The 25,669-nt window shown below is 68.7% G+C and carries 19 protein-coding genes and 4 pseudogenes; 14 read left to right on the top strand and 9 right to left on the bottom strand.

Annotation, left to right across the window (positions count from 1 at the left end):
- The first annotated feature begins 48 nt into the window (after window positions 1-48).
- The 4 genes from AB0I73_RS17915 to AB0I73_RS17900 all read left to right on the top strand — a co-directional run bounded on the left by AB0I73_RS17915 (window position 49) and on the right by AB0I73_RS17900 (window position 4,947).
- Window positions 49-1,068 (top strand): SDR family oxidoreductase, encoded by a 1,020-nt coding sequence (locus AB0I73_RS17915; protein ID WP_363038378.1) that lies wholly within the window; start codon window positions 49-51, stop codon window positions 1,066-1,068.
- 97 nt (window positions 1,069-1,165) lie between these two features.
- Window positions 1,166-2,425, top strand: coding sequence for a sensor histidine kinase (locus AB0I73_RS17910; protein WP_363038376.1), 1,260 nt, complete (start codon window positions 1,166-1,168; stop codon window positions 2,423-2,425).
- Window positions 2,410-3,063 carry a response regulator transcription factor gene (locus AB0I73_RS17905; RefSeq protein ID WP_363038374.1) on the top strand — a complete coding sequence of 218 codons (654 nt, stop codon included), beginning with the start codon at window positions 2,410-2,412 and terminating at the stop codon, window positions 3,061-3,063. The genes AB0I73_RS17910 and AB0I73_RS17905 overlap by 16 nt, the downstream gene beginning before the upstream one ends.
- Before the next feature lie 348 nt (window positions 3,064-3,411).
- The gene (locus AB0I73_RS17900; RefSeq protein ID WP_363038372.1) at window positions 3,412-4,947 is read left to right on the top strand and encodes a DUF1996 domain-containing protein; all 1,536 of its coding nucleotides are present in this window, start codon (window positions 3,412-3,414) and stop codon (window positions 4,945-4,947) included.
- A 92-nt stretch (window positions 4,948-5,039) separates the two neighbouring features.
- Here AB0I73_RS17900 and AB0I73_RS17895 read toward each other — a convergent pair whose 3' ends face one another.
- The gene (locus tag AB0I73_RS17895) at window positions 5,040-5,483 is read right to left on the bottom strand and encodes a hypothetical protein (RefSeq protein ID WP_363038370.1); all 444 of its coding nucleotides are present in this window, start codon (window positions 5,481-5,483) and stop codon (window positions 5,040-5,042) included.
- 169 nt (window positions 5,484-5,652) lie between these two features.
- On the opposite strand from AB0I73_RS17895, the gene AB0I73_RS17890 reads away from it, so the two are divergent.
- Together AB0I73_RS17890 and AB0I73_RS17885 are read left to right on the top strand one after the other, a co-directional pair.
- Complete coding sequence (locus AB0I73_RS17890; RefSeq protein WP_363038368.1) at window positions 5,653-7,590, top strand: hypothetical protein; 1,938 nt, start codon at window positions 5,653-5,655, stop codon at window positions 7,588-7,590.
- A 64-nt stretch (window positions 7,591-7,654) separates the two neighbouring features.
- Window positions 7,655-8,350, top strand: coding sequence for a TetR/AcrR family transcriptional regulator (locus tag AB0I73_RS17885; protein WP_363038366.1), 696 nt, complete (start codon window positions 7,655-7,657; stop codon window positions 8,348-8,350).
- A 47-nt stretch (window positions 8,351-8,397) separates the two neighbouring features.
- Here the strand turns inward: AB0I73_RS17885 and AB0I73_RS17880 are convergent, their stop codons facing one another.
- The 3 genes from AB0I73_RS17880 to AB0I73_RS17870 all read right to left on the bottom strand — a co-directional run bounded on the left by AB0I73_RS17880 (window position 8,398) and on the right by AB0I73_RS17870 (window position 15,806).
- On the bottom strand, window positions 8,398-8,760 hold the full coding sequence (locus tag AB0I73_RS17880; protein WP_109381831.1) for an isomerase: 363 nt from the start codon (window positions 8,758-8,760) through the stop codon (window positions 8,398-8,400).
- A gap of 53 nt (window positions 8,761-8,813) precedes the next feature.
- Window positions 8,814-14,228 (bottom strand): pullulanase-type alpha-1,6-glucosidase, encoded by a 5,415-nt coding sequence (gene pulA, locus AB0I73_RS17875; protein ID WP_363038364.1) that lies wholly within the window; start codon window positions 14,226-14,228, stop codon window positions 8,814-8,816.
- A 204-nt stretch (window positions 14,229-14,432) separates the two neighbouring features.
- Window positions 14,433-15,806 (bottom strand): alpha-amylase family protein, encoded by a 1,374-nt coding sequence (locus AB0I73_RS17870; protein WP_363038362.1) that lies wholly within the window; start codon window positions 15,804-15,806, stop codon window positions 14,433-14,435.
- A 392-nt stretch (window positions 15,807-16,198) separates the two neighbouring features.
- Here AB0I73_RS17870 and AB0I73_RS17865 point away from each other — a divergent pair, with 392 nt between their 5' ends.
- Window positions 16,199-16,819: a histidine phosphatase family protein gene (locus AB0I73_RS17865; protein WP_363038396.1), complete on the top strand. Its 621-nt coding sequence runs from the start codon at window positions 16,199-16,201 to the stop codon at window positions 16,817-16,819.
- 82 nt (window positions 16,820-16,901) lie between these two features.
- On the opposite strand, the pseudogene AB0I73_RS17860 reads toward AB0I73_RS17865, so the two are convergent.
- Both AB0I73_RS17860 and AB0I73_RS17855 read right to left on the bottom strand, forming a co-directional pair.
- Window positions 16,902-17,273, bottom strand: a pseudogene (locus AB0I73_RS17860) (transposase); the annotation flags it as partial.
- A gap of 310 nt (window positions 17,274-17,583) precedes the next feature.
- Window positions 17,584-18,194, bottom strand: a pseudogene (locus AB0I73_RS17855) (transposase); the annotation flags it as partial.
- 923 nt (window positions 18,195-19,117) lie between these two features.
- On the opposite strand from AB0I73_RS17855, the gene AB0I73_RS17850 reads away from it, so the two are divergent.
- The 6 genes and pseudogenes from AB0I73_RS17850 to AB0I73_RS17825 all read left to right on the top strand — a co-directional run bounded on the left by AB0I73_RS17850 (window position 19,118) and on the right by AB0I73_RS17825 (window position 23,885).
- A complete protein-coding gene (locus tag AB0I73_RS17850) occupies window positions 19,118-19,456 on the top strand; it encodes a hypothetical protein (protein ID WP_363038360.1) in 339 nt (112 codons plus the stop codon).
- Between the two features lie 2 nt (window positions 19,457-19,458).
- A complete protein-coding gene (locus AB0I73_RS17845) occupies window positions 19,459-20,025 on the top strand; it encodes a hypothetical protein (RefSeq protein WP_363038359.1) in 567 nt (188 codons plus the stop codon).
- Between the two features lie 412 nt (window positions 20,026-20,437).
- Complete coding sequence (locus tag AB0I73_RS17840) at window positions 20,438-21,400, top strand: peptidoglycan-binding domain-containing protein (RefSeq protein WP_363038357.1); 963 nt, start codon at window positions 20,438-20,440, stop codon at window positions 21,398-21,400.
- Window positions 21,401-21,412: 12 nt separating this feature from the next.
- Window positions 21,413-22,831: pseudogene (locus tag AB0I73_RS17835) on the top strand (glycoside hydrolase domain-containing protein); the annotation flags it as partial.
- Complete coding sequence (locus AB0I73_RS17830) at window positions 22,831-23,223, top strand: hypothetical protein (protein ID WP_363038355.1); 393 nt, start codon at window positions 22,831-22,833, stop codon at window positions 23,221-23,223. The pseudogene AB0I73_RS17835 and the gene AB0I73_RS17830, both read left to right, overlap by 1 nt.
- Window positions 23,220-23,885: a hypothetical protein gene (locus AB0I73_RS17825; RefSeq protein WP_363038353.1), complete on the top strand. Its 666-nt coding sequence runs from the start codon at window positions 23,220-23,222 to the stop codon at window positions 23,883-23,885. Before AB0I73_RS17830 ends, AB0I73_RS17825 begins: the two co-directional genes overlap by 4 nt.
- Window positions 23,886-24,168: 283 nt before the next feature.
- Here AB0I73_RS17825 and AB0I73_RS17820 read toward each other — a convergent pair whose 3' ends face one another.
- The 3 genes and pseudogenes from AB0I73_RS17820 to AB0I73_RS17810 form a co-directional block, all read right to left on the bottom strand.
- Complete coding sequence (locus AB0I73_RS17820; protein WP_363038351.1) at window positions 24,169-24,345, bottom strand: DUF397 domain-containing protein; 177 nt, start codon at window positions 24,343-24,345, stop codon at window positions 24,169-24,171.
- Window positions 24,346-24,353: 8 nt separating this feature from the next.
- Window positions 24,354-24,882: pseudogene (locus AB0I73_RS17815) on the bottom strand (DUF5753 domain-containing protein).
- Window positions 24,883-24,917: 35 nt separating this feature from the next.
- Window positions 24,918-25,199 (bottom strand): helix-turn-helix domain-containing protein, encoded by a 282-nt coding sequence (locus tag AB0I73_RS17810; RefSeq protein ID WP_363038349.1) that lies wholly within the window; start codon window positions 25,197-25,199, stop codon window positions 24,918-24,920.
- Between the two features lie 119 nt (window positions 25,200-25,318).
- On the opposite strand from AB0I73_RS17810, the gene AB0I73_RS17805 reads away from it, so the two are divergent.
- Complete coding sequence (locus AB0I73_RS17805; protein WP_363038347.1) at window positions 25,319-25,603, top strand: hypothetical protein; 285 nt, start codon at window positions 25,319-25,321, stop codon at window positions 25,601-25,603.
- The last annotated feature ends 66 nt before the right edge of the window (window positions 25,604-25,669 follow it).

Genomic DNA, 25,669 nt, shown 5'->3' with positions numbered 1-25,669 from the left:
GCAGATTCCTGTTCCCCCGGCCCGCCCGACCCGGCAGAGTCGGACGGTATGAGGCTTCTGATGCTGGGCGGTACGGAGTTCGCGGGGCGGGCCGTGGTGGAGGCGGCACTCGGGCGGGGCTGGGAGGTGACCGTCTTCCACCGGGGGCGGCACGGGGCCCCGCCGGGCGTCCGGTCGCTGCTGGGCGACCGGACCGCCGTCGACGGTCTGGCCGCCCTGGACGAGGCGGCCGGCGAGTGGGACGTCGTCGTCGACACCTGGTCGACCGCCCCGCGCGCCGTCCGGGACGCGGCGCGGCTGCTGCGGGGCCGCGCCGGACGGTACGTGTACGTGTCGAGCTGCTCGGTGTACGAGTGGCCCGCGCCCGCCGGGTACACCGAGCAGGCCCCGGTGGTGGCGGGCGCCCGCGCGGACGCCGACCGCACCGAGTACCCGCAGGACAAGCGGGGCGGCGAGCTGGCCGCCGTGGCCGCCTTCGGCACGGACCGGTCGGTGCTGGTACGGGCGGGGCTGATCCTCGGGCCGTACGAGAACGTCGGCCGGCTGCCCTGGTGGCTGAACCGGATGGCACGCGGCGGCCCGGTCCTCGCTCCGGGGCCGCGTGACCTGCCCGTCCAGTACATCGACGTCCGCGACCTCGCCGAGTGGATCCTCGGGGCGGCCGAGCGGGAGCTGAGCGGGCCGTACAACCTGTTCGGCCCGCAGGGGCACGCCACGATCGGCGCGCTGCTGGAGGCGTGCGCGGAGGTGACCGGGGGCGCGGCCGAGCTGCGGTGGACCGCGCCGGAGGCGATCCTTCAGGCCGGCATCGAACCGTGGACGCAGCTGCCGGTGTGGGTGCCGCCGGACAGCGAAGCGCACGGCGCCCTGCACTGCGCGGACGTCTCCCGGGCGGTCGCGACGGGGCTGCGCTGCCGTCCCGTCGCCGAGACCGTGGCCGACACCTGGCGCTGGCTGCGAGCCGTCGGCGGGACGGCACCCCAACGCCCGGACCGGACGTTCAAGGGGCTCGACCCGGAAGTGGAGGCGAAGGTCCTCGCGGTAAAGGGGGATCGGGGCGAGCCGTAGGGCGAGCCGTATGCCCGGCCAGGTGTACGTAGCACCACCCCGTGACCGGTGGCTCGGGCCAGTGACCCGGCTGTCGGTGCTCGGACAGACTTGCCTCATGAGCATCGAAACGAAGAGCCGCCCCGGGCGTACGAAGGGTCTCGCGAAGGCCGCACTGCGGGGGTCGGGGCTGGCGCTGGTGTCGCTCCCGCTGTCAGTGGTGTGCTTCACCCTGACCCTGCTGTCGATCGCGCTGATCCCGGCCGGGGTCGGCATCGTCACGACGCCGTACGTGCTGGCCCGGGCGCGCACCTACGCGAACTGGCGGCGGGTGCTGGCCGCCGAATGGGGCGGGGTGCGCATCCCGCCCGCGTACCGGCCGTTACCGAAGGACGCCAACCCGTGGGCGCGCACGTTCGGGATGCTGCGTGACCCGGCGACCCGGCGGGAGCTGTTGTGGCTGCCGGTCGACATGACCGCGGGGTTCGTCACCGCGCTGCTGCCGGCCGTGTTGCTGCTGTACCCGCTGGAGGGGTTCGCGCTCGCGGCCGGGCTGTGGCGGGTGATGCCGGACCCGTACTGGTACGGCTTCGTCCCGGTCGGCGACCAGGCGTCCGCGCTCGGCGCCGGCGCACTGGCCCTCGGTCTGGTCTTCCTCGCCCACTTCGCCTCCCCGCCGGTGCTGGACGCCCATTACCGGCTCACCCGCGCCTTCCTCTCTCCCACCAAGGGTGAACTGAGCGAGCGGGTAAGGGTGTTGACCGAGACCCGGCGCGACGCCGTCGACACGTCCGCCGCCGAACTGCGGCGCATCGAGCGGGATCTGCACGACGGGGCGCAGGCCCGGCTGGTCGCGATGGGTATGGATCTGGGGACCATCGAGGCGCTGCTCGACAAGGACCCGGAGCAGGCGAAGGAGTTGATCGCGCAGACCCGCAGGTCCTCGGTGGAGGCACTGTCGGAACTGCGGGAGCTGGTGCGCGGCATCCATCCGCCGGTGCTGGCCGAGCGCGGGCTGGGCGACGCGGTGCGGGCGCTGGCGCTCAGGCTGCCGGTGGCCACCGAGGTGAACGTGGAGCTGCCGGGCCGGGCCGGGGCGCCGGTGGAGTCGGCCGCGTACTTCGCCGTCAGTGAGGTGCTCACCAACGCGGTGAAGCACGCGGGTGCCGACCGGATCTGGGTCGACCTGCACCATGCCGAGGGCCACCTGCGGGTGAGCGTCACCGACAACGGCAAGGGCGGCGCGGTGATCGGGGCCGGTTCGGGGCTGACCGGGGTGGAGCGGCGCCTGGGTACATTCGACGGCGTCCTGGCCGTCAGCAGCCCCGCGGGCGGTCCCACCATGGTCACCATGGAGATCCCTTGCGAGTCGTCCTAGCCGAAGACCTGTTCCTGCTGCGCGACGGGCTGGCCCGGCTCCTTCGGGCCCATGACTTCGAGGTCGCCGCAGCCGTGGAGTCCGGTCCCGAACTGTCCCGTGTGCTGGCCGAGTTGGAATTGGACGTGGCCGTGGTCGACGTACGGCTGCCGCCGACGCACACCGACGAGGGGCTGCAGTGCGCGCTCGAGGCGCGACGCCGTCGGCCGGGGCTGCCGGTGCTGGTGCTGTCGCAGCACGTGGAGCAGTTGTACGCACGGGAGTTGCTGGCCGACGGCGGCGGCGCGGTGGGCTATCTGCTGAAGGACCGGGTGTTCGACGCGGGGCAGTTCGTGGACGCCGTACGGCGGGTGGCGAACGGAGGTACGGCGATGGATCCGCAGGTGATCCAGCAGTTGCTGGCGCGGCGGTCGGGCGACGACCGGCCGCTGGCGCGGCTGACGCCCCGGGAGCGGGAGGTGCTGGAGCTGATGGCGCAGGGGCGCTCCAACGCGGCGATCGCCGGCAGGCTGGTGGTGACGGAACGGGCCGTCGCCAAGCACACCGCGAACATCTTCACCAAACTGGGACTGGAGGTCTCGGACGACGACAACCGACGTGTGCTGGCGGTTCTCGCGTATCTCGACCAGGGCCGGTGAAACCGGACCCGCGCTCTCACCCGACGTCCACGATCAGCAACTCCCTGTGTTTCATAGGGCGTTGAAACCAGAGTGCCGTACGAACTTCTCATCAATTTCCGTGACGGTTGAACACCCCCGGGGCGGCTCCCGTACTCAAGGGAGCCGCTCCGCTTCTGTTGGGCGATTCGATGCCCGTAAGGGGGTGCTCCTCAACAAGGTCAGAGGAGTTCAGTGACTCCACCCACCGCTGAGGCGGCGGGCTTCCAACCCGAAGGTTGCGGTCCAGCCCGAACCGACCCCTTTGCGGGGCAAAGCGCAAATTACCAGAGCACCGGGAAGGCCGAGGGCCCCCTTGCGAGGAGAATGATGGGACGCAATACAAGAAAACGCCGTATGCCGTTGGCCGCCAAAGCCGTGGCCGGGACGGCGGCCCTGGCGCTCGGTGGGGGTGGGCTGGTCTGGGCGAACTTCTACGCCTCGGCCGGCGAGTCGGGCCCGTCGCAGAACCGGACGAAGACGAGCGCGGCGCAGATCGCCACGATCGACTGCCCGGACGTCGGCCAGCAGCTCTCCGACGTGCCGGACCAGGCCCGCGGTGAGGTCGACGGTGAACTGGCCTCGATGGACCAGCAGATCACCGACGCCTACCAGCGCCTGGTCACCACGCGCCAGGCGCAGGCCGGGGACTCGCAGTACGTCCAGAATGCCATTCTGGGTCCGCTCAAGGACCGTCGTAAGGTGCTCCTCGACCGGATCAAGCTGGAGATCAACCGCGCGGGCGGCCAGGCCCCCGGGAACCTGGACGAACTCGCCCCCTGCTCCGGCCGCCCCGCCGACCAGCCGCAGCCGACCGACGGCCAGAACGGCGACGGCCAGAACGGCGGCGGTCAGGACAACGGCCAGGACAACGGCCAGGGTCAGGGCGACGGTCAGGACCAGGGCAACGAGCAGGCCCCGACCGACAACGGCAACGGCGCCGCGGGTCCGTTCGCCGAGGACTTCATCGACATCAACGACGTCCAGCCGAACTCGCGCGACCTGCCGAACGGTCTGGCCGCCAACGGCAGGTCCGGTTCCAAGGGCAGCTTCACCACGAAGTGCGGCGTCAACGAGAACAAGCTGTACAACAGCGACAACATCATCGTGGCCCCCGGTGTCGCGAACGGCGCGCACCACATGCACGACTACGTCGGCAACCAGAGCAACAGCTCGCTCTCCAGCGACGACGACCTGGTCGCCGCCGAGACCAGCTGCCAGAACCAGGGCGACAAGTCCTCGTACTTCTGGCCGGTGCTGCGCGTGCAGGACGGCACCCAGGAGTTCGACGCGGCCGACCAGGGCGGCGGCGCCGAGGGCAACGTCGGCAGGATCCTGCAGGCCCAGGAGGCCCAGCTCCGGTTCGTCGGCAACAAGCGGAGCAAGGTCGTCGCGATCCCGAAGCTCATGCGCATCATCACCGGTGACGCCAAGGCGTTCACCAACGGTCTCAAGAACGCCAACACCTCCTACAGCTGCACCGGCTTCGAGGACCGGCAGTCCACGGACAAGTACGTGCTGTGCCCCGAGGGCAGCCAGCTCGTGCGCACGTCCAACTTCCAGAGCTGCTGGGACGGACAGAACGCCGACAGCGCCAACCACCGTGACCACGTGGCGTTCGTCCAGGCGGACGGCAGCTGCCCGAACGGCTTCAAGGCCATCCCGCAGCTCCAGGTCCGCCTGGTGTACGACGTTCCCACCCCGACCATCGAGAACGGTCAGGTGAAGAACCCGTACGCCGTGGACAGCTTCCCGGAGCAGCTGCACAAGCCGATCACCGACCACAACGACTTCATCAACGTCATGGACGAGAGCCTGATGAACAAGGTGGTCAAGTGCATCAACAAGGGCAAGAACTGCACGTAGTCCCCTCGGTCGCCCACTGAGCGGGGGAGGGCCGGTGGCGGGATTCCCGCCACCGGCCCTCCTCTCGTGCGCCCGGTGCGCGCGGTGCCCGTTCAGCCTCCGTGCCCGGCGTGGCCGGAGGCGTGCGCACCGCCGCCGTGGTCCATGCTGCTGTGGTCGATGCCCTCCTCCACGTCGCCGCCGAGCCGTCCGCGCAGGTCGTCGAGCACGTTCTCCTCACCGACGGCGACCCACTTGCGCCCGACGAGGTAGTGACCGCCGTAGTCCTTGGCCATGTCGATCCACTCGCGCTGGCCGCGGTCGGTGGCGAAGGTGGCCAGGACGTACTTCTCCTTGCCCGCCTTGCAGATGGCCTGACGGATCGTGTCGGCGTCGGTCTGCATGTCCGGCTCGCACTTCGCCTCGGCGGCCAGGTGCTCCAGACTGCCGGTGGCCGTGGCGGGCACCTCGCTCCCGGCTCCGCCGGACCCGCAGCCCGCCAGTGCCAGTACCGCCACCGCGCCGGTCAGCGCGAGCATCTGTCGGGTCAGCCTCATGAGTTCCTCCGGTCCTTCCGGCGACATGCCGCACGGAGCCCCGGCAAGGGGCTCTCCGCCTTCGATACGGCTCCGGCCCGCGCAGTGCTCAACGCGCACGCGGCCGAGTCGGGCGACGCCGTCCGGACGGCCCAGTGACCTACCGGCCGGTTGGCTCGTTCTGCTGGGCGTGCAGTCACAGCATGCCGCCCAGCGCCCCCCGCACTCCTCCTCCGACGGTCCGGTCGTCGATGTCGAACAGGCCGAGGCCGCGCTCGCCGAGCACTATCCGCGGCTCGTCCGGCTCGCCTACCTGCTGCTGCCGCCGGGTACGGGCCGGAGCAGACGGGTGCTGACCGCGCACGCCCTGGCCCAGCGCGCGCTGCCCCGCGGCCGCACCGCGGCGCCCGTGATCCCCGCCCAGTCCGCCGAGGCCCCGCAGGCCGCCCCGTCCCCCGGGCGGGACGGCGATCCCGGGTACGCGTTGGTCCGGCTGCAGGTGGTGCGTACGGCGCTGCGGGCGGGCGGGCCGCTCAGGCGGACGCTGCTGTCACCGCCGTTGCCCCGGGTGTGGGGGCTGCGGCTGCACCCGCGGTCCGGTGGCGCCGACGAACTCGCCCTGGATCAGCGGCTGTCCGCCCTGTCCGGACCGGCCCGCGCCGCCTACGTGCTGCGGGGCCTCGAGCGGCTCGCGGACGAGGACGTGCGCAAGGTGCTCACCGACGCGGGGGTCGCCGACGCGGCCGCCGCGCTGGGCGAGGCCGACGGGGTGCCGGCCGAGTACCGGCTGCTCGACTCCCCCGAGTTCGACCCCTGCTCCCTCCAGGCCCGGCCCACCGATCTGCTGCGCCGCCGCCGGTACCTGAAGGCCGCGCTGACCGCGGGGTGCGCACTCGTCGTCTGCGGCGCGCTGCTCGGGCTGCCCGGTGACGGCTGGGGGCCCGACGGTGCCGCCGCGCCGCCGTACGCGCGGAACCCGGCCGCGCAGGCCGCCCTGGACCCGGCGAGGCTGACCCGGGTCCCCCCCGCTGCCTGGAAGACCTCCGCGCGCACCGACTTCTCCGTGTGGCCCGCCCGCGGCGACCTGACCGGTGACACGGACCTGCTGCGCCGCGCCCTCGCCGTGTGGGCCCGGCCCGGCGAGCGGGTCCAGGCGTCGGCGACGCCGGGCACCCCGTCCGGCGGCCCGGCCGGGCCGCCCCAGCTGCTGTACGCGGGGACGGTCGACAGCGCGCGCGTGGTGATCCTCCACGACGGTCTGCGCATCGCCAGGTACGCCGAGCCGAAGGGCGGCGCCCGGGGCGCCGTCCTCGACCTCGCCCGGGTCGACGGCGCGGGAAGGGCCGGGGCGAGTGCGGTGGTGCTGAGCCGGGTCGACGGCAACGTCCGTTATCTGACGGCTCCTTGGGTACGTGAGGCCCGCCGGCGGGACCTGCGCGAGCCCGACACCGACGCGACGGACCTCACGCTCGCCGACGGTGTCACCTCCCCGCTGGCCAGCCCGGCGCTGCGGGCCGGCTCGTGCACCTCGTGGAACGTGCTGGAGCTGACCGACGAGACCGGCACCCGGCTGATGACCGACCTCGCCGAGCTGGTCCCGGCCCGGCTGACCGCGGGACGGCCCGGGGCCACCGGCAAGACATCCGGTGCCAAGGCGCTGCGTGCTGCCTGGGCGCCGTTCGCGTGCTCACTGGCCTCGGTGCGTTCGGCGGGCGTCCGGAGCGTGAACACGTGGGCGTTCGCCGAGCAGCCGCTGCCGGACGGCGGGGCGGGCCCGGCGGACTGGGTGTGCACGCGGGCCGAGACCTGGCGGGGCGGTGGCACCCGGGTGCTGGCGCAGTTCCACACGCCGGGCGGGCCGTTCGGGACGGTGGTGGCCAAGGCCGAGGACGTTCCGCAGTGCGGGGCGCGTGAGCCGCGGGTGCTGGCCGGGGTGCTGTGGAAGTCCCCGGCGGGCACCTGGTACCTGCTGGCCGCCGGCAGTCGCGGTACGACGTCCGTCACCGCGAAGGGCGGTGTCGAGGGCACCGCGCAGGGCAACCTGCTGACCGTCGAGGCCGAACGGGGCGCTCAGGCCGACCTCGTGGGCACCCTGAAGGACGGGGGCTCCCTCACCGGCCTCGGCTGACCCGGTGATCATCACCGCTCGGTCCGGACCGTTCGAGTCCGGAATCGATCGGTAGGCTGGGGGCATGACTACCGGGGCACGCCGCAGAATGGGAGTCGAGGAGCGCCGGCAGCAGTTGATCGGCGTCGCCCTCGAACTGTTCAGCCGTCGCTCGCCCGACGACGTCTCCATCGACGAGATCGCATCGGCGGCCGGTATCTCGCGCCCGCTGGTCTACCACTACTTCCCCGGCAAACTCAGCCTCTACGAGGCCGCGTTGAGGCGTGCCTCGGACGACCTCGCGTCGCGGTTCGTGGAGCCGCACGAGGGCCCGCTGGGAGCTCGGCTGCTGCGCGTGATGGGCCGGTACTTCGACTTCGTCGACGAGCACGGGCCGGGTTTCTCCGCCCTGATGCGCGGCGGCCCGGCAGTCGGCTCCTCGACCACCAACGCGCTGGTCGACTCCGTACGGCAGCGGGCGTACGAACAGATCCTGTCGCACATGGGCGCGGTGGACCCGCCCGCGCAGCTGGATCTGGTGGTGCGTTCCTGGATCTCGCTCGCCGAGTCGACGGCGCTGATCTGGCTGGACGGCCGGCGCATACCGCGGGCCGAGCTGGAGGCCCAGCTGGTGCACGACTTCGCGGCGCTCGCCGCCGTCGCCGCGGCGCACGACGAGGAGCTGAGCACGCTGCTGCGCGGTCTGCTCAAGGACGAGCCGGGTGACGGGCCGTTCGCCGACCTGGTCACCCGGTTGATCGCGCTGGCGTCCTCGCCCTGACCGGTCGCCCGGCGCCTGCTCCCCTACTCCCCTACTCCCCTACTCCCCTACTCTTCGAACTTCCGGTACGAAGCGTCGAGCTCGCGTACCTCCGCGGAGGCGTGCAGGACCGTGCCGTCGAGGGACTTCACGTGCTGCCGCACCAGCTCCAGGACGGCCTCCGTGAGCCGGGCCTTGGTCTCCTCGGTCCGCCCGGGGAGCAGTCCGATGTGGACGTGCACCAGGGCGTGGCCGTCGATGTCGGGGCCGACCACGACGTCCTCGGTCCGGCGGAACCGGGTCTTGCACGCCGCCGGCCTCGCCGCCGCGATCTCCACCACGGTGGTGTGCAGGTCCCGTGCGAAGGCGGGCCGGTCGAAGTCGAAGCCGGCCTTCAGCTGATCGGAGTAGTCGACGGTGATCTGCGGCATCGGTGGGCCCTCCAGTTGCAGGTCGGAGGGCCCACCTTAGCCCGCGCCGTCCGTCAGCCGGTCGTGGTGAACACCGCGACCGTGCGGGCCGGGACGGTGAAGGTGCCGGTCTTCGCCGCGTAGGACGAGGTCTTCACCACCGGGTCCGACCCCGCGGCCTGCACCGGGTGCAGGCGGTGGCCGGTGCCGGCGAGGGCGTCGACGCGCTGTTCCTGCTGCTCCGGCGTGGCGTTGAAGACCACGACCAGGTCACCGAGCCGCATCGTGATCACGCCGGGCGTCTCGTCCTTGCCGGACAGCGGGAAGGACAGTCGGGACTGCACCTGCCCGGCGGTGTCGAGGGAGAAGACCGGTTCCGTCGTCCGGATCCTCAGCAGGTCCCGGTAGGCGGCCGAGGCGCCCTCGATCTGCGGGCAGCCGACCTGCACCGCGCCCAGCAGAGGCTTGGCGTAGGGCCACTTGTCGGCGTTGTCGGCGGCCGGCGGCAGACCGCGGCCGAAGCCGTTGCCGGCGGCGCAGTTCCAGTGGATGGCGTTGAACCAGTCGCCGCTGTCGTAGGAGTTGCGGTCCAGGGACTTGGAGCGCAGCAGGTCGGTGCCTGCCTGGGAGAGGGCCGGGCCCTGGGACAGGGTGGCCGTCGCCATGGCGAGGACCTGCGCACGCGCCCGGTCGTCGGCGCTCACGGAGCTCGGCAGCTTGAAGGCGAGCGCGTCGAACAGGGACTCGTTGTCGTGCGCGTCGGCGTAGGCGAGGGCGTCGCCGGGGGCGTGGGCGTATCCGGCCGGGGAGCCGTTGTAGTCGACCTGGGAGCCCTTGACCTCCTTTCCTTCGGTGTCGGTGAAGCGGTACTCGGCGAGGTTGCCGCTCAGACCCACCTTGATCAGGTCCTGGTAGTGCAGGAGCCGGGCCTTCTGCTCGGCCTCGGTGCCGTTGCTCTTCGAGGAGTTCGGGTCGGTGTGGAGGCCGGACGCGAAGCCCTGGACGCCGGGGTCCTCGTCGAAGGGGCCGCCGCCGCGGACGGCGTCACGGGCCCGGTCGGAGAAGGTGGCGATGCCGGTGCCGGCCATGTTCTGCTGGGTGGCCTGCTCGAAGCGGGCGTCGTCGGCGATCTCGCCGAAGTTCCAGCCCTCGCCGTACAGGATGATCTTCTTGCCGTCGACGCCGTCCTTCTTCGGGGTCAGCGCGTCGAGGGCCTTGCGCACGGCGAGCATGTTGGCCTTCGGGTGGTGGCCCATGAGGTCGAAGCGGAAGCCGTCGACCTTGTACTCCTTGGCCCAGGTGACGACCGAGTCGACGACGAGCTTGCCCATCATGGCGTTCTCGGGGGCCGTGTTGGCGCAGCAGGTGCTGTTGGCGACGGAGCCGTCGGCCAGCAGCCGCTGGTAGTAGCCGGGCACGATCCGGTCCAGGACGCTGGTGTCCGCCTGCCCGCTCGCCGCGGTGTGGTTGTAGACGACGTCCAGCACGACGCGCAGGCCGTCCTCGTTGAGCGCCTTGACCATCTTCCGGAACTCGACCGTGCGGGTCGTGCCCTCCGGGTCGGTGGCGTAGGAGCCCTCGGGGACCGTGTAGTGGTACGGGTCGTAGCCCCAGTTGTAGGCGTCCTTGGCGGCGGCCTTCGCCACGCACTCCTGCTGCTTGTCGGAGTCGGCCGGGAAGGAGGCCAGGTCGCAGCCGACGGTGGCCTGGTCGGCCTTCTTCTCGGGGATGGTGGCGATGTCGAACGCGGGCAGCAGGTGCACGTACGAGGTGCCGGCCTTCGCCAGCTCACGCAGGTGCTTCGAACCGTCGCTGTCCTTGTCGGTGAAGGCGAGGTAGGTACCGGGCTGCTTCGCCGTGCGGTCCTCGACGGAGAAGTCGCGGATGTGCAGCTCCTGGATCTGGGCGTCCTTCAGCGGTACGGCCTTCGGCTTGTCCAGGTCCGCCCAGCCCCGGGGGGCGAGATCGCGATCGCCGAGGTCGACGACGAGGCTGCGCGCGGAGTCGGTGGTCAGGGCCAGCGAGTACGGGTCGGTGACCTTGTTGGTGACGACCTCGCGGGTGCTGGGCGCCCACACCTTCACGACGTACCGGTAGGGCTTGCCCTTCCAGGACTTCGGGCCGGTGACGGACCAGACGCCGGTGGCGTCGTCGCGCCGCATGCGGGCGGTGGAGCCGCCGATCTCCAGCGAGACGTCCTGCGCGGTCGGTGCCCACACGGAGAGCGTGGGCCGGCCGTCGCGGAAGACGGGGCCGAGCTCCGCCCTGGTCGCACCGGCCGCGTACAGGTCGTCGAGGACGCCCGCGGTCTGCACTCCGGTCGCGGCGAGCACGGCGCCGGTGGCGGCCCGCTGGGAGGCGACGACCTGGCCGCGCAGGGCCTCGCGCACGCGGTCCCGGTCGCGCGGGTCGACGGTCCAGGCGGTGTCGTCCTTCAGGTGCGGGAACCTCGCCTTCTGGGCGTCGGTGAGGGACGTCTTCGTCAGCCGGAGCACGCGCGTGTCGTCGCCGCCGGTGAGCGTGCCGTCCTGCGCCTTGATCGAGCCGGTGCGGGAGGCGAGGAGCTGGGTGGAGGCGGCGGCGTCGGAGCCGTTCCAGACGACGGTGTCCCGGTCGATCCAGACCGCCTTGGCGGTGGTCAGGTCGAGGGCGGCCGCGGAGCCGGCGGGCTGCGGCAGCAGGTACCTCTCCTGGCCGCTCAGCAGCCACACCTCGTGGCCGTTGGCCTTGAGGTCGAGCGACTGGTCGGACGGCAGGTCCTTCTCGTCGCCCTTGTGGATGATGTAGCTGAGGCTGGTGGCGCCCTCGGTGAGCGGCACCTCGAAGACCGCGCCGTAGGCGTCGGTCCTCACCGGCTTCAGGGGGTTCGACCAGTCGGTGGGGTGCGCGGCACCGGTCCAGGTGTGCAGGCCCCAGCCGTCGTAGTTCCCGTCCGTGCGGTGGTAGTGGAGGATCGCCTTGGTCGTGTCCTGGGCCGGCTGTTCGGGGCGTTCGGTGGTGACGGTCTCCTTGCCCTGCTCGATCCAGATCTCACCGGTCCTGGTGACGTCGATCGTGCGGTCGGTGGAGACGTCCTTGTTCCCGTCCTTGTCGATGACGAGGAAGCCGATGTCCGAGGCGCCGGGCTTGAGCTTGACGTACGCGAAGGCGCCGTAGGCGTCGCGGCCGGTGAAGGGGTGGCTGTCCGGCCATTCGGTGGCCTCGCCCTCGGCGAGGTCGCCCCAGGCGTACAGGCCCCAGTCGTCGTAGTCGCCGTCGGCGCGCTGGTAGTGGACGATCGCGTGGTCGCGGGAGGCGGCGGAGGGCGGCTCCTCGACGGGCGGGGTGCCGGTGGTGGAGGCGGCCGTCGCGCTCGCGGTGCGTCCGGCCGAGTCGATCACGACGGCCTTGTAGCGCAGGGCGGTGCCGGCGGGGACGTCCGCGCCGATGGTGTGGGTGACCTTGTGGGGGGCGTGGTCGGCGGAGCCGAGGGTCCGCCACTTCCCGTTGCCGGTCTGGGCGGCGAAGACGACGCGGTTGAGCTGTCCGCCCTCGACGTCGGCGGTGAGCTCGACGGTGCCGGTGGCGCCGGCCTCGGGGGCCTCGAGGGTGACCGTGGGCTTCGTGGCGGGCCGGTCGAGCCCGCCCGCGGCCTTGAGGACGATCGCCGAGCCGGCCGGGACGGTGACGGTGATCTTCCGGTCGGCGCCGCTGGTCACGGAGGCGTCGGTGCCGTGGATGCCGCGGAACGCCATGCGGGCGGAGTCGGTCGCGAAGGTGGCCTTCTTCGCCTCGTCGGCGTTGTTGAAGGCGACGACGTACTCGGTGGTGTCCTTGCCGGTGCCGGTGCGGGAGAAGGCGTGGACGCCGGGGCCGTCGGCCGCGTACCGCTGCTGCTGGACGCCGTCGGTGAGGGCCGGGTGGGCCTTGCGGAGCTCCGCGAGGGCACTGATCTGCCGGTAGAGCGGGGCCTTCGTGTCGTAGGTGTCCTCGGCGTGGGTGCGGTCGGTGCCGATCAGGTCGTCGTCGAGGTAGTCGGCGGTGCGGGACGCGAACAGGGTCTGGCGGGCGTCCTTGTCGCCGCCGGCGCCGGTGAAGCCCTGCTCGTCGCCGTAGTAGACGACCGGGTTGCCGCGGCTGAGGAACATCAGCTCGTTGGCCAGCATGGCCTTCTTCAGCAGTTCGGCGTCGGACGCCTTCGGGTTGTCCTGCTTGAGGAACGTCCCGATGCGGCCCATGTCGTGGTTGCCGAGGAAGGTGACCTGTTCGTAGGCGTTGGCCTTGTCGGTCGTGTACTTGTGGTCGTCGCCGAAGACGGAGGCCGGCTTCTTGGCGCTGCCGCCCTGGGAGACGTACTGGCGGGCCGCCTCCTGGAACGGGAAGTCGAGGGTGGCGTCGAGGCGGCCCTGGGTGACGTACGGGGCGGTGACATCCGTGTCGGCGGAGTAGACCTCGCCGAACATGAAGAAGTCCTCCCGGCCCTTCTTGGCCGCGTAGGCGTCCAGGGCGGTGGCCCACTGGGTCCAGAACTCCATGTTGACGTGCTTCACGGTGTCGATCCGGAAGCCGTCGATGTCGAAGTCCTTCACCCACCGCTGGTAGATCTTCTCCATGCCGTCGACGACCTCGGGACGCTCGGTCCACAGGTCGTCGAGGCCGGAGAAGTCGCCGTACTCGCTGGACTCCCCGGCGAAGGTGGAGTCGCCCCGGTTGTGGTACATCGCCGGATCGTTGAGCCACGCCGGAACCTTGACGTTCTTCTTCGCGGCGGGGACGACCGGGGTGCGCGGGAAGGAACCGGCGTCGACGCGCGGGAACTTACGGGAGCCGTCTGCGTAGTCGGCGTCGTCGAAGGGCTTGCCGTCCTTGGTCAGGTAGGGGAAGGCGCCCTTGGAGAGGTAGTCGTAGGACTTCTCCTCGTAGTCGACGACGTCGGCGGTGTGGTTGGTGATGACGTCGAAGAAGACCTTCATGCCCTTGGCGTGGGCCTTGTCGATGAGGGTCTCGAGGTCCTTGTTGGTGCCGAAGTGCGGGTCGACCTGGGTGAAGTCGGTGATCCAGTAACCGTGGTAGCCGGCGCTCGCGTCCTTGCCGGTGCCCTGGACGGGCTGGTTCTTGAAGATCGGCGCCATCCAGATGGCGGTGGTGCCGAGCCCCTTGATGTAGTCGAGCTTCTGGGTGAGGCCCTTGAGGTCGCCGCCCTGGTAGAAACCCTTGTCGGTGGGGTCGTACCCGGTGGTGAGGCGCGAACCGGTGAGCCCGCCGCGGTCGTTCTTCGGGTCCCCGTTGGCGAACCGGTCCGGCAGCACGAAGTAGAACTGCTCCCGGGTCAGGTCGTGCCGCGCGGGCTCCTTGGCCAGTTGAGCATCGGAAGGGGGCTTGGGCGGGGCGGCAGCCCTCGCTGCCATGGGCTGCACGAGGGCCGCGGCGAGGGCGGCCACGGTGACGGCGGCGATCCGCCTCCCCCGCACGGTGCGGCGCCTCGGAGGCGCGGGCCATCTGGGTATCACAGGCGAAACTCCTTGCGATTACGGCTCATTGGGTCCGACCCCCACGCCACGGTGCGGCCTGTTTCGGCCACGTCACCGGGCTCCGGGCGTGACGTTATCGCCGTTGAAAGCTTTACAGCAAGAGTCTTGAAAGTAACGGTAAGGACTTACAGACGGACGCCGGTCGCGCCGCGCCCCGTGAACGGCGGCGCGACCGGCGCGCGTTCAGCAGGACGACTTGCCCGCGTACACCGCGAGGGCCGTGTTGGAGCCCAGGGTGGCGGTCAGCTGCCCCGAACCGTTCACGCTCACCTGCGTGTTGCTCTGGACGTTGCAGTACGTGCCCGCCGGGAGGGACGTCTGGTAGGTGCGGGTCAGGGAGCCGGACTCGTGGTTGACGGCCACGAAGCCCTTGTTGCCCCGGCCGAAGGCGATCGCGTTGCCTCCGTTGTCCCACCAGTTGGTGACCGCCTGACCGCGGGTGGCGTTGCGGAAGGCGACCATCGACTTGATCTCCGGCCAGGCGTGCTGGCACTTCCAGCCGTTCTGCCAACAGGCATTGACCTGACCGCCGTTCGGCGGTCCGGCGTCCGTGGAGGAGAACTCGTAGCCGGAGTTGATGTCCGGGGCACCGTAGGGCCAGGCCAGCATGAAGACGTTGGCCAGGGTGTAGTTGGCGTTGTCCTTGTAGCTGAGCGTGGAGCCGTTGCGCTCGGTGTCGTGGTTGTCGACGAAGACGCCGGAGACGGAGCTGTTCATGTAGCCCCAGCCCTCGCCGTAGTTCTTCAGGTAGGCGAGCTTCTCGTTGTTGAAGACCCGCTTGAGGTCGTAGGCGTAGCGGAACTCCTGGACGTCTCCGTTCCCCGTGTACTCGGTGGGCTGGACTGCCTCGCCGGCGCCGTGGATGGCCTCCTGCTTCCAGTAGACGCCGGGGTTGGAGAGCCGGGACTTGATGTTGGCGAGGTCGGCGGCGGGCATGTGCTTGGCCGCGTCGATGCGGAAGCCGTCCACGCCGAGGGAGAGCAGGTCGTTCATGTACCCGGCGATGGTCCTGCGGACGTACTCCTCGCCGGTGTCGAGGTCGGCGAGGTCGACCAGTTCGCAGTTCTGGACGTTCCAGCGGTCCCGGTAGTCGGTGATCTCCGAGGTGCAGGTGTCGAAGTCGTACGAGGAGTACAGGCCCGGGTAGTTGTACTTAGTGTACGCCGAGCCGCCGGTCCCGGTGCCGTTGCCCGCGGACATGTGGTTGATGACCGTGTCGGCGACGACCTTCACACCGGCCGCGTGGCAGGTGTTCACCATGTTCCGGAACGCGGTGCGGTCACCGAGCCGGCCGGCGATCTTGTAGCTCACCGGCTGGTACGACGTCCACCACTGCGAGCCCTGTATGTGCTCGGCGGGCGGGGAGACCTGGACGTATCCGTACCCGGCGGGGCCGAGGGTGTTCGCACACTCGCGGGCGACCGAGTTGAAGTTCCACTCGAACAGGACGGCGGTGACGTCCTTGTTCCCGGGCGGTGCGGCCTCCGCGACAGTCGGGGTCATGACAACCGAGGCGACCGCGAGCGCGGCGACCCCGGCGAGGGTTCTGCGTGCCATGTGGGGTGTCCTTCTTCATCGAAGGGTGTGGGGAGCGCGAAGGCCCCTGAAGCTTCTTGCTGAAACCTTCAGAAACCTTGCGTGACGCAGATGTTAAAGCTTCACCCTCCGAAAGGGCAGTAGGCGGTACAGCACTCGTGAACGAGGTTCACCCTCAGCCCCCTCACGCACCGCCTGCCGCACGGACGGCCGCCTGGCAAGGATCCGGCAGGAGCAAAGGATCTGCTCTGCGCGTCCGCGGCAACACTTCGAGGCGCTGCCTGCGCCAGGCCCTCAAAGTCAGGCTCTAGGGCCTGTGCGGGGTCGTGATCATGAGCACCGCTGGCGGCCGACTCTGGGCTCCCTGGGCGGGGCGGGGGAACCAGCGGCCACCGGGGGGCGTCGACCCCGATATGCAAGATCGATACCTTTACCTGGCCCGCCATGGCGAGGCCACACCCGACGAAGGCAGTCTCACCGCGGCCGGGCGCCGTCAGGCTGAGCTATTGGGCAAGCGTCTGCACGGCGTGCCGCTGACGGCCGTTCACCACGGTCCGTTGCCCCGCGCGGTGCAGACGGCCCGGCTGGTCGGGGAGCGTCTGGGCGATGTGCCGCTGCGTGAGTGCGAGGCGGCCGGGGACTACGTCCCGTACGTGCCGGAGCGTGACGAGGTTCCCGCAGATGTTGCCGACGCCATGCTGCCTCGCCTCGCTTCGCTGTCTACCGTGGACCGTGCGCGCGGAGCGGAGCTGGCCCGCCAGGCGGTCGCGGAGTTCACCGGGCCGGTCGACGGCGGGAATGCCCCCCGCCACGACCTTGTCGTCACCCACACGTTTCTCATCGCCTGGCTGGTGCGCGCCGCTTTCGAAGCGCCGGCTTGGCGCTGGATGGGACTCAACCACGCAAACGCTGCGCTCACGGTGATCCGTTACGCGCCTGCCCGGCCCGCAACCGTCCTCGTCTACAACGACGTGAGTCACCTCCCGGACGACCTGCGCTGGACCGGCTTCCCGCCCCAGCTCCGCACGCCCTGACAGCTTCCTGCCCGGATGGCGGCTTGCTGGTGGCCGACGCTGTACAGGGCGAACCAACCACTCATCGGCCAGCCCAGGGGGTTCAGTCTCGTGTGGTGGGACGGAGGCTGCGGAGCCAGATGATCGCGCCGCGGAGGTGGAGGGCTGCGAGGTAGCCCTCGGGGGCCTTGTCGTAGCGGGTGGCGATGCCGCGCCATGCCTTCAGCTTGTTGATCAGGCGCTCGATGATGTTGCGGTCACGGTAGAGCTCGGCGTCGTGGGTGACGGGCCGCCCACCGCGGCGCCCCTTCTTCTTCCGGTTGGCGGCCTGGTCGGCCTTCTCCGGGATGACCGCCTTGATCTGGCGTGTGCGCAGGTGGGTGCGGTTGCGGCGCGAGGAGTATGCCTAATGGGACGTGAAGGACGGCAAGCAAGTCCTGTTCCCCGGTTTGCTGGGGGACCGGAGTCGGCCTTCATGGCGCGGGCCGAGCCTTTGAGTATGCCCGGACCCACAGAGTCCTTTGACAAGACGAGGTCGGCTCCGCGCCCATCGTGAGTGCGGCACTGCGGAAATCAAGATGGGCCGCCGCCCGGTCGAGAGGCGGCCCGAGCGGTCGAGATCGTGCACACAGAGGCGTCTTTCGTCGGGGCTGGCTCTGCGGGCCATGACGCGGTTCGCTGTCCGCAGTCCGAGCCGGTTGTGCGGATCACCTCTCTCCACTGCCTGAGCTCTCAGCTCCGACACAGACCTTGATGCCCTGCAGGACGGGGATGAACTGCGGGCTGTCGGCGGCCTGCCCGGGGGTGAGCACGAAGGACAGCGGACGGCAGCGTCGTTCGGCAGCCAGGTGCACCTTGCTGGTCAGCCCGCCCCGCGAGCGCCCCAGGGCAGCGGCCTTCAGCCGCGCGCGGCGCCGACGGCGAACCCGGCGCCGCTCGGCACGGGCAGGGTCAGCCGCGTCAGCTTCTTCCGCACCTTCTTGATCCTTTTGTCCCTTCCTGCGGCCCCCTTTGACTGCTCAATGGCCTCCTCCAGGGCGGCCAGGACATCTTCACTCATCCGTGCGCCCGCCGCGTCGTGATATGCACGGGCGGTCGTAGAGTCCACGCTGACCAGCGACAGGTCCACCTGCCCGCGCCGCGCGGCCTCGGCGATCAGCGCCTCCATCAGGGCCTGGAACACCCCGGCATCGCGCCACTGACGGAACCGGTCGTAGACCGTCGACCAGGACCCGAACTCCTCCGGTATCTCCCGCCACTGGCTTCCGGTACGGAACCGCCAGACCACACCCTCGAACTGATCCCGCAGCCGGTGCGGATACGGCCCGTACCCACCTATCGGCAACAACAGCTCCACCAACGCCCAATCGTCATCGCTCAGTTCGCGTCTCGCCACACGAGTGTTCTACCGCCACGTTGATCACGACTCCGCACAGGCCCTAGTACGAGCTCAAATCGGCCTCACGATCGAACGACGGCGGCCAAGCGGCCACCCACCCCAATCTTCACGACTCCGGAGCGCCCGCCAGAGGCCTGGATGATCCCTACGAAAGATCGAAGTGATGAAGGTCACACCTTCGGGAGTGGTCACTTTCTGCTCCCGTCGGAGGGGTGAGGATTCGGCGCCCCTCGCCCACTCGGCGTGACCGACACCTGTGAGCCTCTCGCGGGCCGCGAGGCGCGCTGACGGTACCCCGATTCCTTCTGCGAGAGAGCTCTTACGATCGCCCCGTCCGGGTTCACTGGAGGCACAGGCCCATCCACGGGTATGTCGACGGCTGGCCGGAAACCGTCGGCCCTATGCGCGGGAACCCGTAAGGAAACCTGCAAGTCATGGATATGGCGCATCAAATGAGGGGAAAGCGAGCGCAGCAAGGGACGCTCGGTGACGACAGCTTTCCGACCTCTTGAGCCTGCAGCCGGAAGCCCTTCCCCGAACTTCGGAAGTAGATCTACGCTCCTGACAGCCGCGAAGCGCGGGGGTATATGCGGACAGAAGCTCCTGAACTCGGACCTTCTTCAGTGAGCCCCGCATGCTCATCGGTTCGAAAGCACACGGTCTGATCCGGTTGGCAAGAGCCGACTCGCATGTGAAGGAGCGCAAATGAAGACTGCAACACGACTGGGCGTTGTCGCCGTGGCCCTTCTGGGCCTCATCGCGACCGCACCGGCCGCATCGGCGGCCGAACATGCCGCCCCGAAGGCGAACAAACCCATGGAGATGTCGACATCAAGGGTGTCGAGGTCGACAAGGAGGCGCCGGACGAGACAAGACGGATCATCGAGTCCAACGCACCCGCAGCCGTCGCCGCCGCCAACGTGTGCGGCTCCGGCTACACCATCTCCACCGGAGCCTGGCGCTACAGCACCTACGGCACCACGTACACGTGGACCAACGGCACGTCCGGTAGCGGGTACTACGACAAGCCCATCTGCACCGTGTTCTTCAACGACAGCGGCTACACCAGGTACATGGGCGTGCGTCTGAAATCCAACTACACCTCCGACGCCCCTGCCGAGGACTTCGGCGCCTTCGGGTCCTACGCCGGCCCGGTCTACCAGAAGCGCGGTTACTGCGGGACGGTCTACTCCTACATGGAGGACTCCAACGGCAAGATTCTCGTGGACCGCGTCCAGACCGTCGGGAGCTGCAACTAATCGTGGCTCGAACCCGAACACGACGTGTTCCGGCAGCCGTCACCACCCTGGTGGCGGTTCTGGCCGTCTCAGGATGCAGCGGGGAACAGGGGGACGCCGACGTGTCGGCGTCCCCGGTCACCGAGACCCGGCCCTCCGTCCCGGAGAGCGGCGTCGAGGAGACCAGCATGACGGAAGACGCGTCGCCCGAGGAGACGCCGGCCGCCTCCCCGACATCCCCCGCCCTTCCTCCCGCCGTGGCAACGGCGCCTGCCGCCGCACCGACGAGAGAAGGGGACACCAAGGCCTACACGTTCGGCGACGTCCAGATCCGGCTGACCCCGAACGAACTCGGCGTCTACACCGCCGTCCACATCCCCAACCCGTCGCAGAGGCCCATGTCCTTCTCCTTCACGGTGCGCGTGACGGGACCGCAGGGCTACGAGGTGATGATGAAGCGCTCCTTCCCCCACGTGTTGCCCGGAGACACAGGGCGGGAAGCGGGACTTCTCATCGACGAGGACGAAGCCCCGGTACCGGCTGACCCGACGGTGGAAATCGTCACCTTCGAGCAGACCGGGGCAGGCTGATCGACGGTGCCTGACCTGGGCCGCACTCACGATCGCCCCAGTGGAACGGCGCTCCACGGGTTGGCCAAGGCGCATCGGTCGACGCCCCACTGACTTCGAAGACCCACATAAGTCCAGTCAGCCAAGGGCTTTCCTGCAACTCTTCGAACCACTCCTCGACGTCCGATACGACCCAATCAGGCGAGTCTCGATCGAGGCTGCCAGCAGGCCAGGACCAGACAAGTGAATCCACCATCGGGGACCCGCTAGCCCTCCGCTGGGTTACGGGACAACTCTTACCGCGTTTCATGCAGCGCTCCGGCACCCAGCACGCATCCGGCCGCCCAAATCGAAACGCATGCATTTTTGATCACAATTCATCCCGATATATCCACTCTCGAAGCACCTCATCCGCTAGAGGAGAGTCCGTCACATGGCCGACGAAAAGGTCCTTGCTGCCCAGAGATGGGTCAACGCCACATACAACAACGTGCCGGGCTACGCGAGGTGCCCCGAGGACGGAAAGACCGGCTGGATCACCATGTACTCCCTCACCATGGGCTTGCAGCACGAGCTCGGCATCAGCCCCGTCGTAGCGAACTTCGGCGACGGGACCCTCGCCAAGGTCACCGAGCTCGGCACCATCGGCGTCGGTTGGCGGAAGAACACCAACATCGTGAAAATCATCCGCCACGGCCTGTTCTGCAAGGGCTACTGGGGTGGAGACACGGCGGTGGCCGAGTTCGACACGGTCGCCGCGGCGGCGGTCGACAAGATGAAGGAGAACATGGGCCTCCCCCAAGACGGTGGGGTAGTCCAGCCCAAGGTGCTCAAAGCCATCCTCAACATGGCTGCCTACATAACCGTCGCTGGCGGCACGGACAAGATCCGGTCCATCCAGCAGTGGCTGAACAAAAACTACTGGACGAAGAAGACGTTCTCCATCGGCCCCGCTGACGGGATCTACTCGCGGGACGTGCAGCAGTCGCTGATGAAAGCGATCCAGCTCGCGGTCGGCATAGCGGAGGCGGACGCGACCGGCAACTTCGGGCCCGGCACACAAGCCGGCATCAGGGCGCACCCCGTCGGCCCCGGGTCATCCGGCCTCTTCGTCCAACTGTTCTCCGCAGCCTGCGTGTTCAATGAGCCCGTTCCTGGATACGGCGAGCCCAACGGACGCACCCACTTCACCGACTCGTGGGATGACGATGTCGAAGGCTGGGTGAGGGCGTTCCAAGCGTTCTCTCAGCTTCCCGTCACGGGGAAGGGCGACTACACCACGTGGGCGCAACTCCTGGTGTCCATGGGAGATACCGAGCGAGACGCAAATGCTTCTGATACCGCCTACACGATCACCCCGTCCCGCGGCGCCAGGATGTACGACGACAAGTACTGATATGTCGGCCGCTACATCAACGAGGCATCGGCGGGCGGCGGGTCGAAGATGCTGGAGCCGGGAGAGCTCGACGATATCTTCGCAGCCAAACTGCGCGTCTTCCCGATCTTCCAGGACCACGGCAGAAGCCTGGCAGAGTACAACCGGGACAACGGGTACAGGCACGGCCAGTGGGCCCACGACCAAGCTGCTCACTTCGGCTTCAATCGGGGCACCGTAATCTACTTCGCTGTCGACTACGACGCCACCCAGGAGGACATGCCGCACATCCTGGACTACTTCCGCGGGGTCACTGCTGGCCTGGCGTCCAGAGGCAAGCGGTACCTTCACGGAGTTTACGGTTCACGGAACGTTTGCGCAGAGGTGACGAAAGAAACCTACGCCGCCTACTCGTTCGTCTCCGGCATGTCCTGGGGATTCTCCGGCAACCTCGGCTTCCCCCTGCCGGCGAACTGGTCGTTCAACCAGATCAAGGAGTACAAGGTAACCAACGGCAGCGATACTTTCTGGCTGGACCGCGACGCGCACCGGGAGAAATCCGATGAAGGCCAGGGGGACGTCAACCGTATTGTTTCCCCTGCTGCGGACTTTCTCGCGAACATCGACCGACTGTACGACCTCGCCAAAAGTTACGGAAAGGGCACCCCGAACCAGCTGGTCACGGACTATTACCGGCAGAAAAGCTATGCGGGGCGCGAGTGGACGAGCCTGATCGGCCAAGTCGACTGGTCGTTCATCGACTACGCCAACAGCCGAGGCGCGGTAATGATGCCCGACTTCACCGATCCCTTCACGGGTCATGACCTGGGCCCCGCGCACTTGCTGGCCACGGCAGCGGGACACATGATCGTGCCGCCTCTGTCCGACAAGCACATGGCCAACCGTGGTGATGTGGCCGGGTGGGCCGGGGACCTCATGACGTTCTACGGGGAATGGCGCCGCGACAGCGGCTCCTACGCCTCTGGCTACACCTACTGCACCGAACGCCTCGGCAAGGTCGGCGTACTCTCCACGTTCGGCTTTAACGACTTCGTGGAGGACGCCGACGGGTTCCTCCTGGCCGAGAAGATGCGGTCCGACGTGCCCATCACCACGGCCCTGCGCGATCACTATGAGAAGACCGGCGGGATGACCCGGTTCGAGGACTATCTTGCCAAGCGGTTCGGTACCTCGCAGGCCACCGCGGCGGACGCGGCGTTCTACATCCTCACATCGATCGATGATCCGCTCATCAATGTCGGACGCATCTTCCTCGAACAGCAGCAAGGGGGAGCCGCCATGATCTTTTCCCACCTGCTTCCGGAGGACAGGCTGAGGAATTATTGCCTTGGCTTCGCGGATACGCTGATCGCTCGCGCCGGGTTGGAGGCCCGCAGCCAGGCGAAGATGAAGTCCAACCACGCCAGGCTGTTCGCGGACGGTTCAGCCTGATGGGTTCCTGGATCCTGGTGGTGCTCTTCGTAGGCTTCGGTCTGGCCTTCGTACGTGTCCAGAAGGGCCGACGGCTCCTCGGCCTGATCAAGGCATCCACCGCCACTGGAACCCTGTGCTACCTGCTCGGCTGGTCTCAAGTCCAATTCTCCTTCCCGTCGCACGCATGTCCCGACTTCTTCGACAGACGCCCCGTCGTCCACTTCGACCGCTACGAGGACAGCACTTTTCCGCTGAACGCCACCTGCTACTGGGACAACGGTGAGCGGAAGGAACTCGTGAGCAGCTGGGTCAACCCACTCCTCTTCACCTGTATGGCCATACTGACCGGCTGCCTGGTGACGTTGGCGGTCCTTGCCTACCGCCGCTACCGGAAAGGACACACGCGTTGAGCGACACCGCTCACATACTCACCCGCCGTCAAGCTCTCGGCATAACCGCGGGCCTCACCGCAGGAGCCCTCCTCGCGACTGCTCCCACCGCTGCCGCATCCGCTCCTGAACGAAGCATGTGGCGTGGCCGACGGTCACAGAACGGCTGGCCCGTCATCGATGGCAACCGCATCGCGCACTTCCGCATCGAAGGCACCAGCGTCAACGTGCCACTGCTGAAGGGCGACGTGGCCACGGTACTGCTCTATGTGGCCCGCCGGTTCGCGTACGAGATCGACATGCTCCGCCCCGGCGACGTCCAGGGCCACACCGACCACCGCATCCTCGGAGCCGACTTCGAGTCGAACCACCTGTCCGGTACCGCGATCGCCATCCGCCCGCTCTTCTACCCGCTGGGAGCGCAAAAGGGCACCGGCTTGTCCGCCCTCGAGAAGGTCGTCGTCGCGGACATCCTCGCCGAATGCCAGGACGTCATCCGCTGGGGCGGACACGCAAAGCCGGTCAAGGAGTCCCACTTCCAGATCAACGTCCCTCCCGGCGACCCCAGACTTGCCCGCCTTGCTCGCCGAATCCGCGGCGAGGACGCCGGCCCCGGATCCGGCGCCGGATCGATCGACCCGTTCCTTCCCAACCGCCGCAGAAAAGCTGCCGCTTACCTCTAATAACTTCTGTGCTTGGAGGACTCTCCAATGACGGTCCACCCAGGTGGCGGTGCAATTCCACGTAACACAAGTTGATCTTGCTGTTGGGTGGAGTCACGTCAGCCTCGGCAAGCCCGAGAGGGTCCGCGGCGGACACATCGAAGCTCCGGCTGAAGGCGGATGACTCTCCCAAGTCGTCGTCACCGGCCGGAGCCTCGGTGTGTCGTCGGTTCGCCACTGTCCGCCTGATCGGGCAGGCCCCTACGAGAACGACGCAGCCCTGCGGTCACTGCAGTAACCCACATCAGTACGCGCTGGTTCGTATGCCGTCGATGAAGGCGGTCCAGGCGGAGGTACCGATGAGCAGGGTCATGCCGGTGGGGTTCTTGCTGTCGCAGACGGGGGCGATGCCGGGGATGTTGTCGGCGAGTTCCAGGCAGTCAACGCCGCCGCCGTCGCTGTACGTGCTCTTGCGCCACACTGCGGCCGTCAGGTCAGGTCAGATACTGCGCATGTCTCGTGCTCCTTCATGGCCCGCCGGATCAGGGCCGCGGATGCCTCTGGTGGCAGGGCTCGGGCATGGACGAGATCGTAACGATGGGAGTGCCGGGCCACCATGGCCCGGCCTTCCACCAACTCACCTGAGTGGCCCGCCTCCAGGTAGGCCACGTCCGGCGCGTTGTCGAATGACAGAAGGGTGAGCGAGCCGCCCATGGCGGAGTGGGCCCGCGACGAAGGGCATCACCTGCACCTCGATGTGCGGGGTGCGGGCGGCTTCCAGCACGGAGGCCAACTGCTCCCGCATGACGGTCGGGCCTCCCACCGGGCACCGGATCACCGACTCGTCGAGCACCACCCACAACAGCGGCGGTTGCGGCTTCCGGAGCAGGCTCTGCCGACTCAGCCGTGCCGCCACCTTCTCCTCGATCTCCTCCACCGTGCACCACGGTTGTCCATGGCGCAGCACCTCACGTGCGTAGGCAGCGGTCTGCAGCAGACCCGGGACGCTGTGCGCCATGTACTTGTGCATGGCGTTCGCCCTGGCCTCGTACGTCACGAACTTCCGTGCCCAGTCCGGGATCGGCGTCCGCTTGATGTGGGTCCACAGATCGACCAGGTCGCCGTCGGCTCCAGGATCTCGTCCAGCCTGGTGTTGACGTCCTCGGGCGGTGTCTCCTCGCCCAGTTCAAACTGGGCGATACGGCTGTGGGCGATGGGGATCAGGTCACCGAGCCCACGCTGGGTAAAACCGGCGCGGACGCGGAGCTTGCGCAGCTTCACGCCGTAGAGCGCCGGCAGGGAAGCGGAGGGGTCGAGTTCCTTCGGTGCGGGCATCGTCTGTCCCCCATTTTCGATCCGGTGCAACGAAAACCGTTACCCCTGGTGAGCGTAGCGTCACGTACCGATGATCGTGGGGAGAGTCGGGATCATCATGCAGGAAGGGCACCGCAACCATGGCACCACAGGAACGTACGAGGCGCGCGGCCGCGATCCGGGACGCCGACGAGGCCAGGAACGAACTCGCCTTGGCACTGGATGACGCCGGTGTGCTCCTGCCCTCGTTGGGGCTCGACACCGTCTCGCTGGCCAGTGGCTATCTGCCGCCGCTGGTGGATCTCGGACGCTGCAATCCGGGCACGGCGCTCAAGTTGGCGGAGGCGCTGCGGGAAGGGCGTCGCACCGTCGAGCTGAGCGCCAGGGTGCGTGAGGTGAACCGGCGGAGTGAGCAGCGGACTTGAGAGCGCCCGTCATGCATGGCGAGGGCCCGCTGCTCCCCGGAAGGGAGCGGCGGGCCCTGGGGCGGA

Source organism: Streptomyces sp. NPDC050388 (assembly GCF_040655635.1).
In the GTDB taxonomy this organism is placed as follows: Bacteria; Actinomycetota; Actinomycetes; order Streptomycetales; family Streptomycetaceae; genus Streptomyces.
The sequence above is the reverse complement of the archived record's forward strand: the minus strand, read 5'-3'. Positions and strand labels throughout refer to the sequence as shown.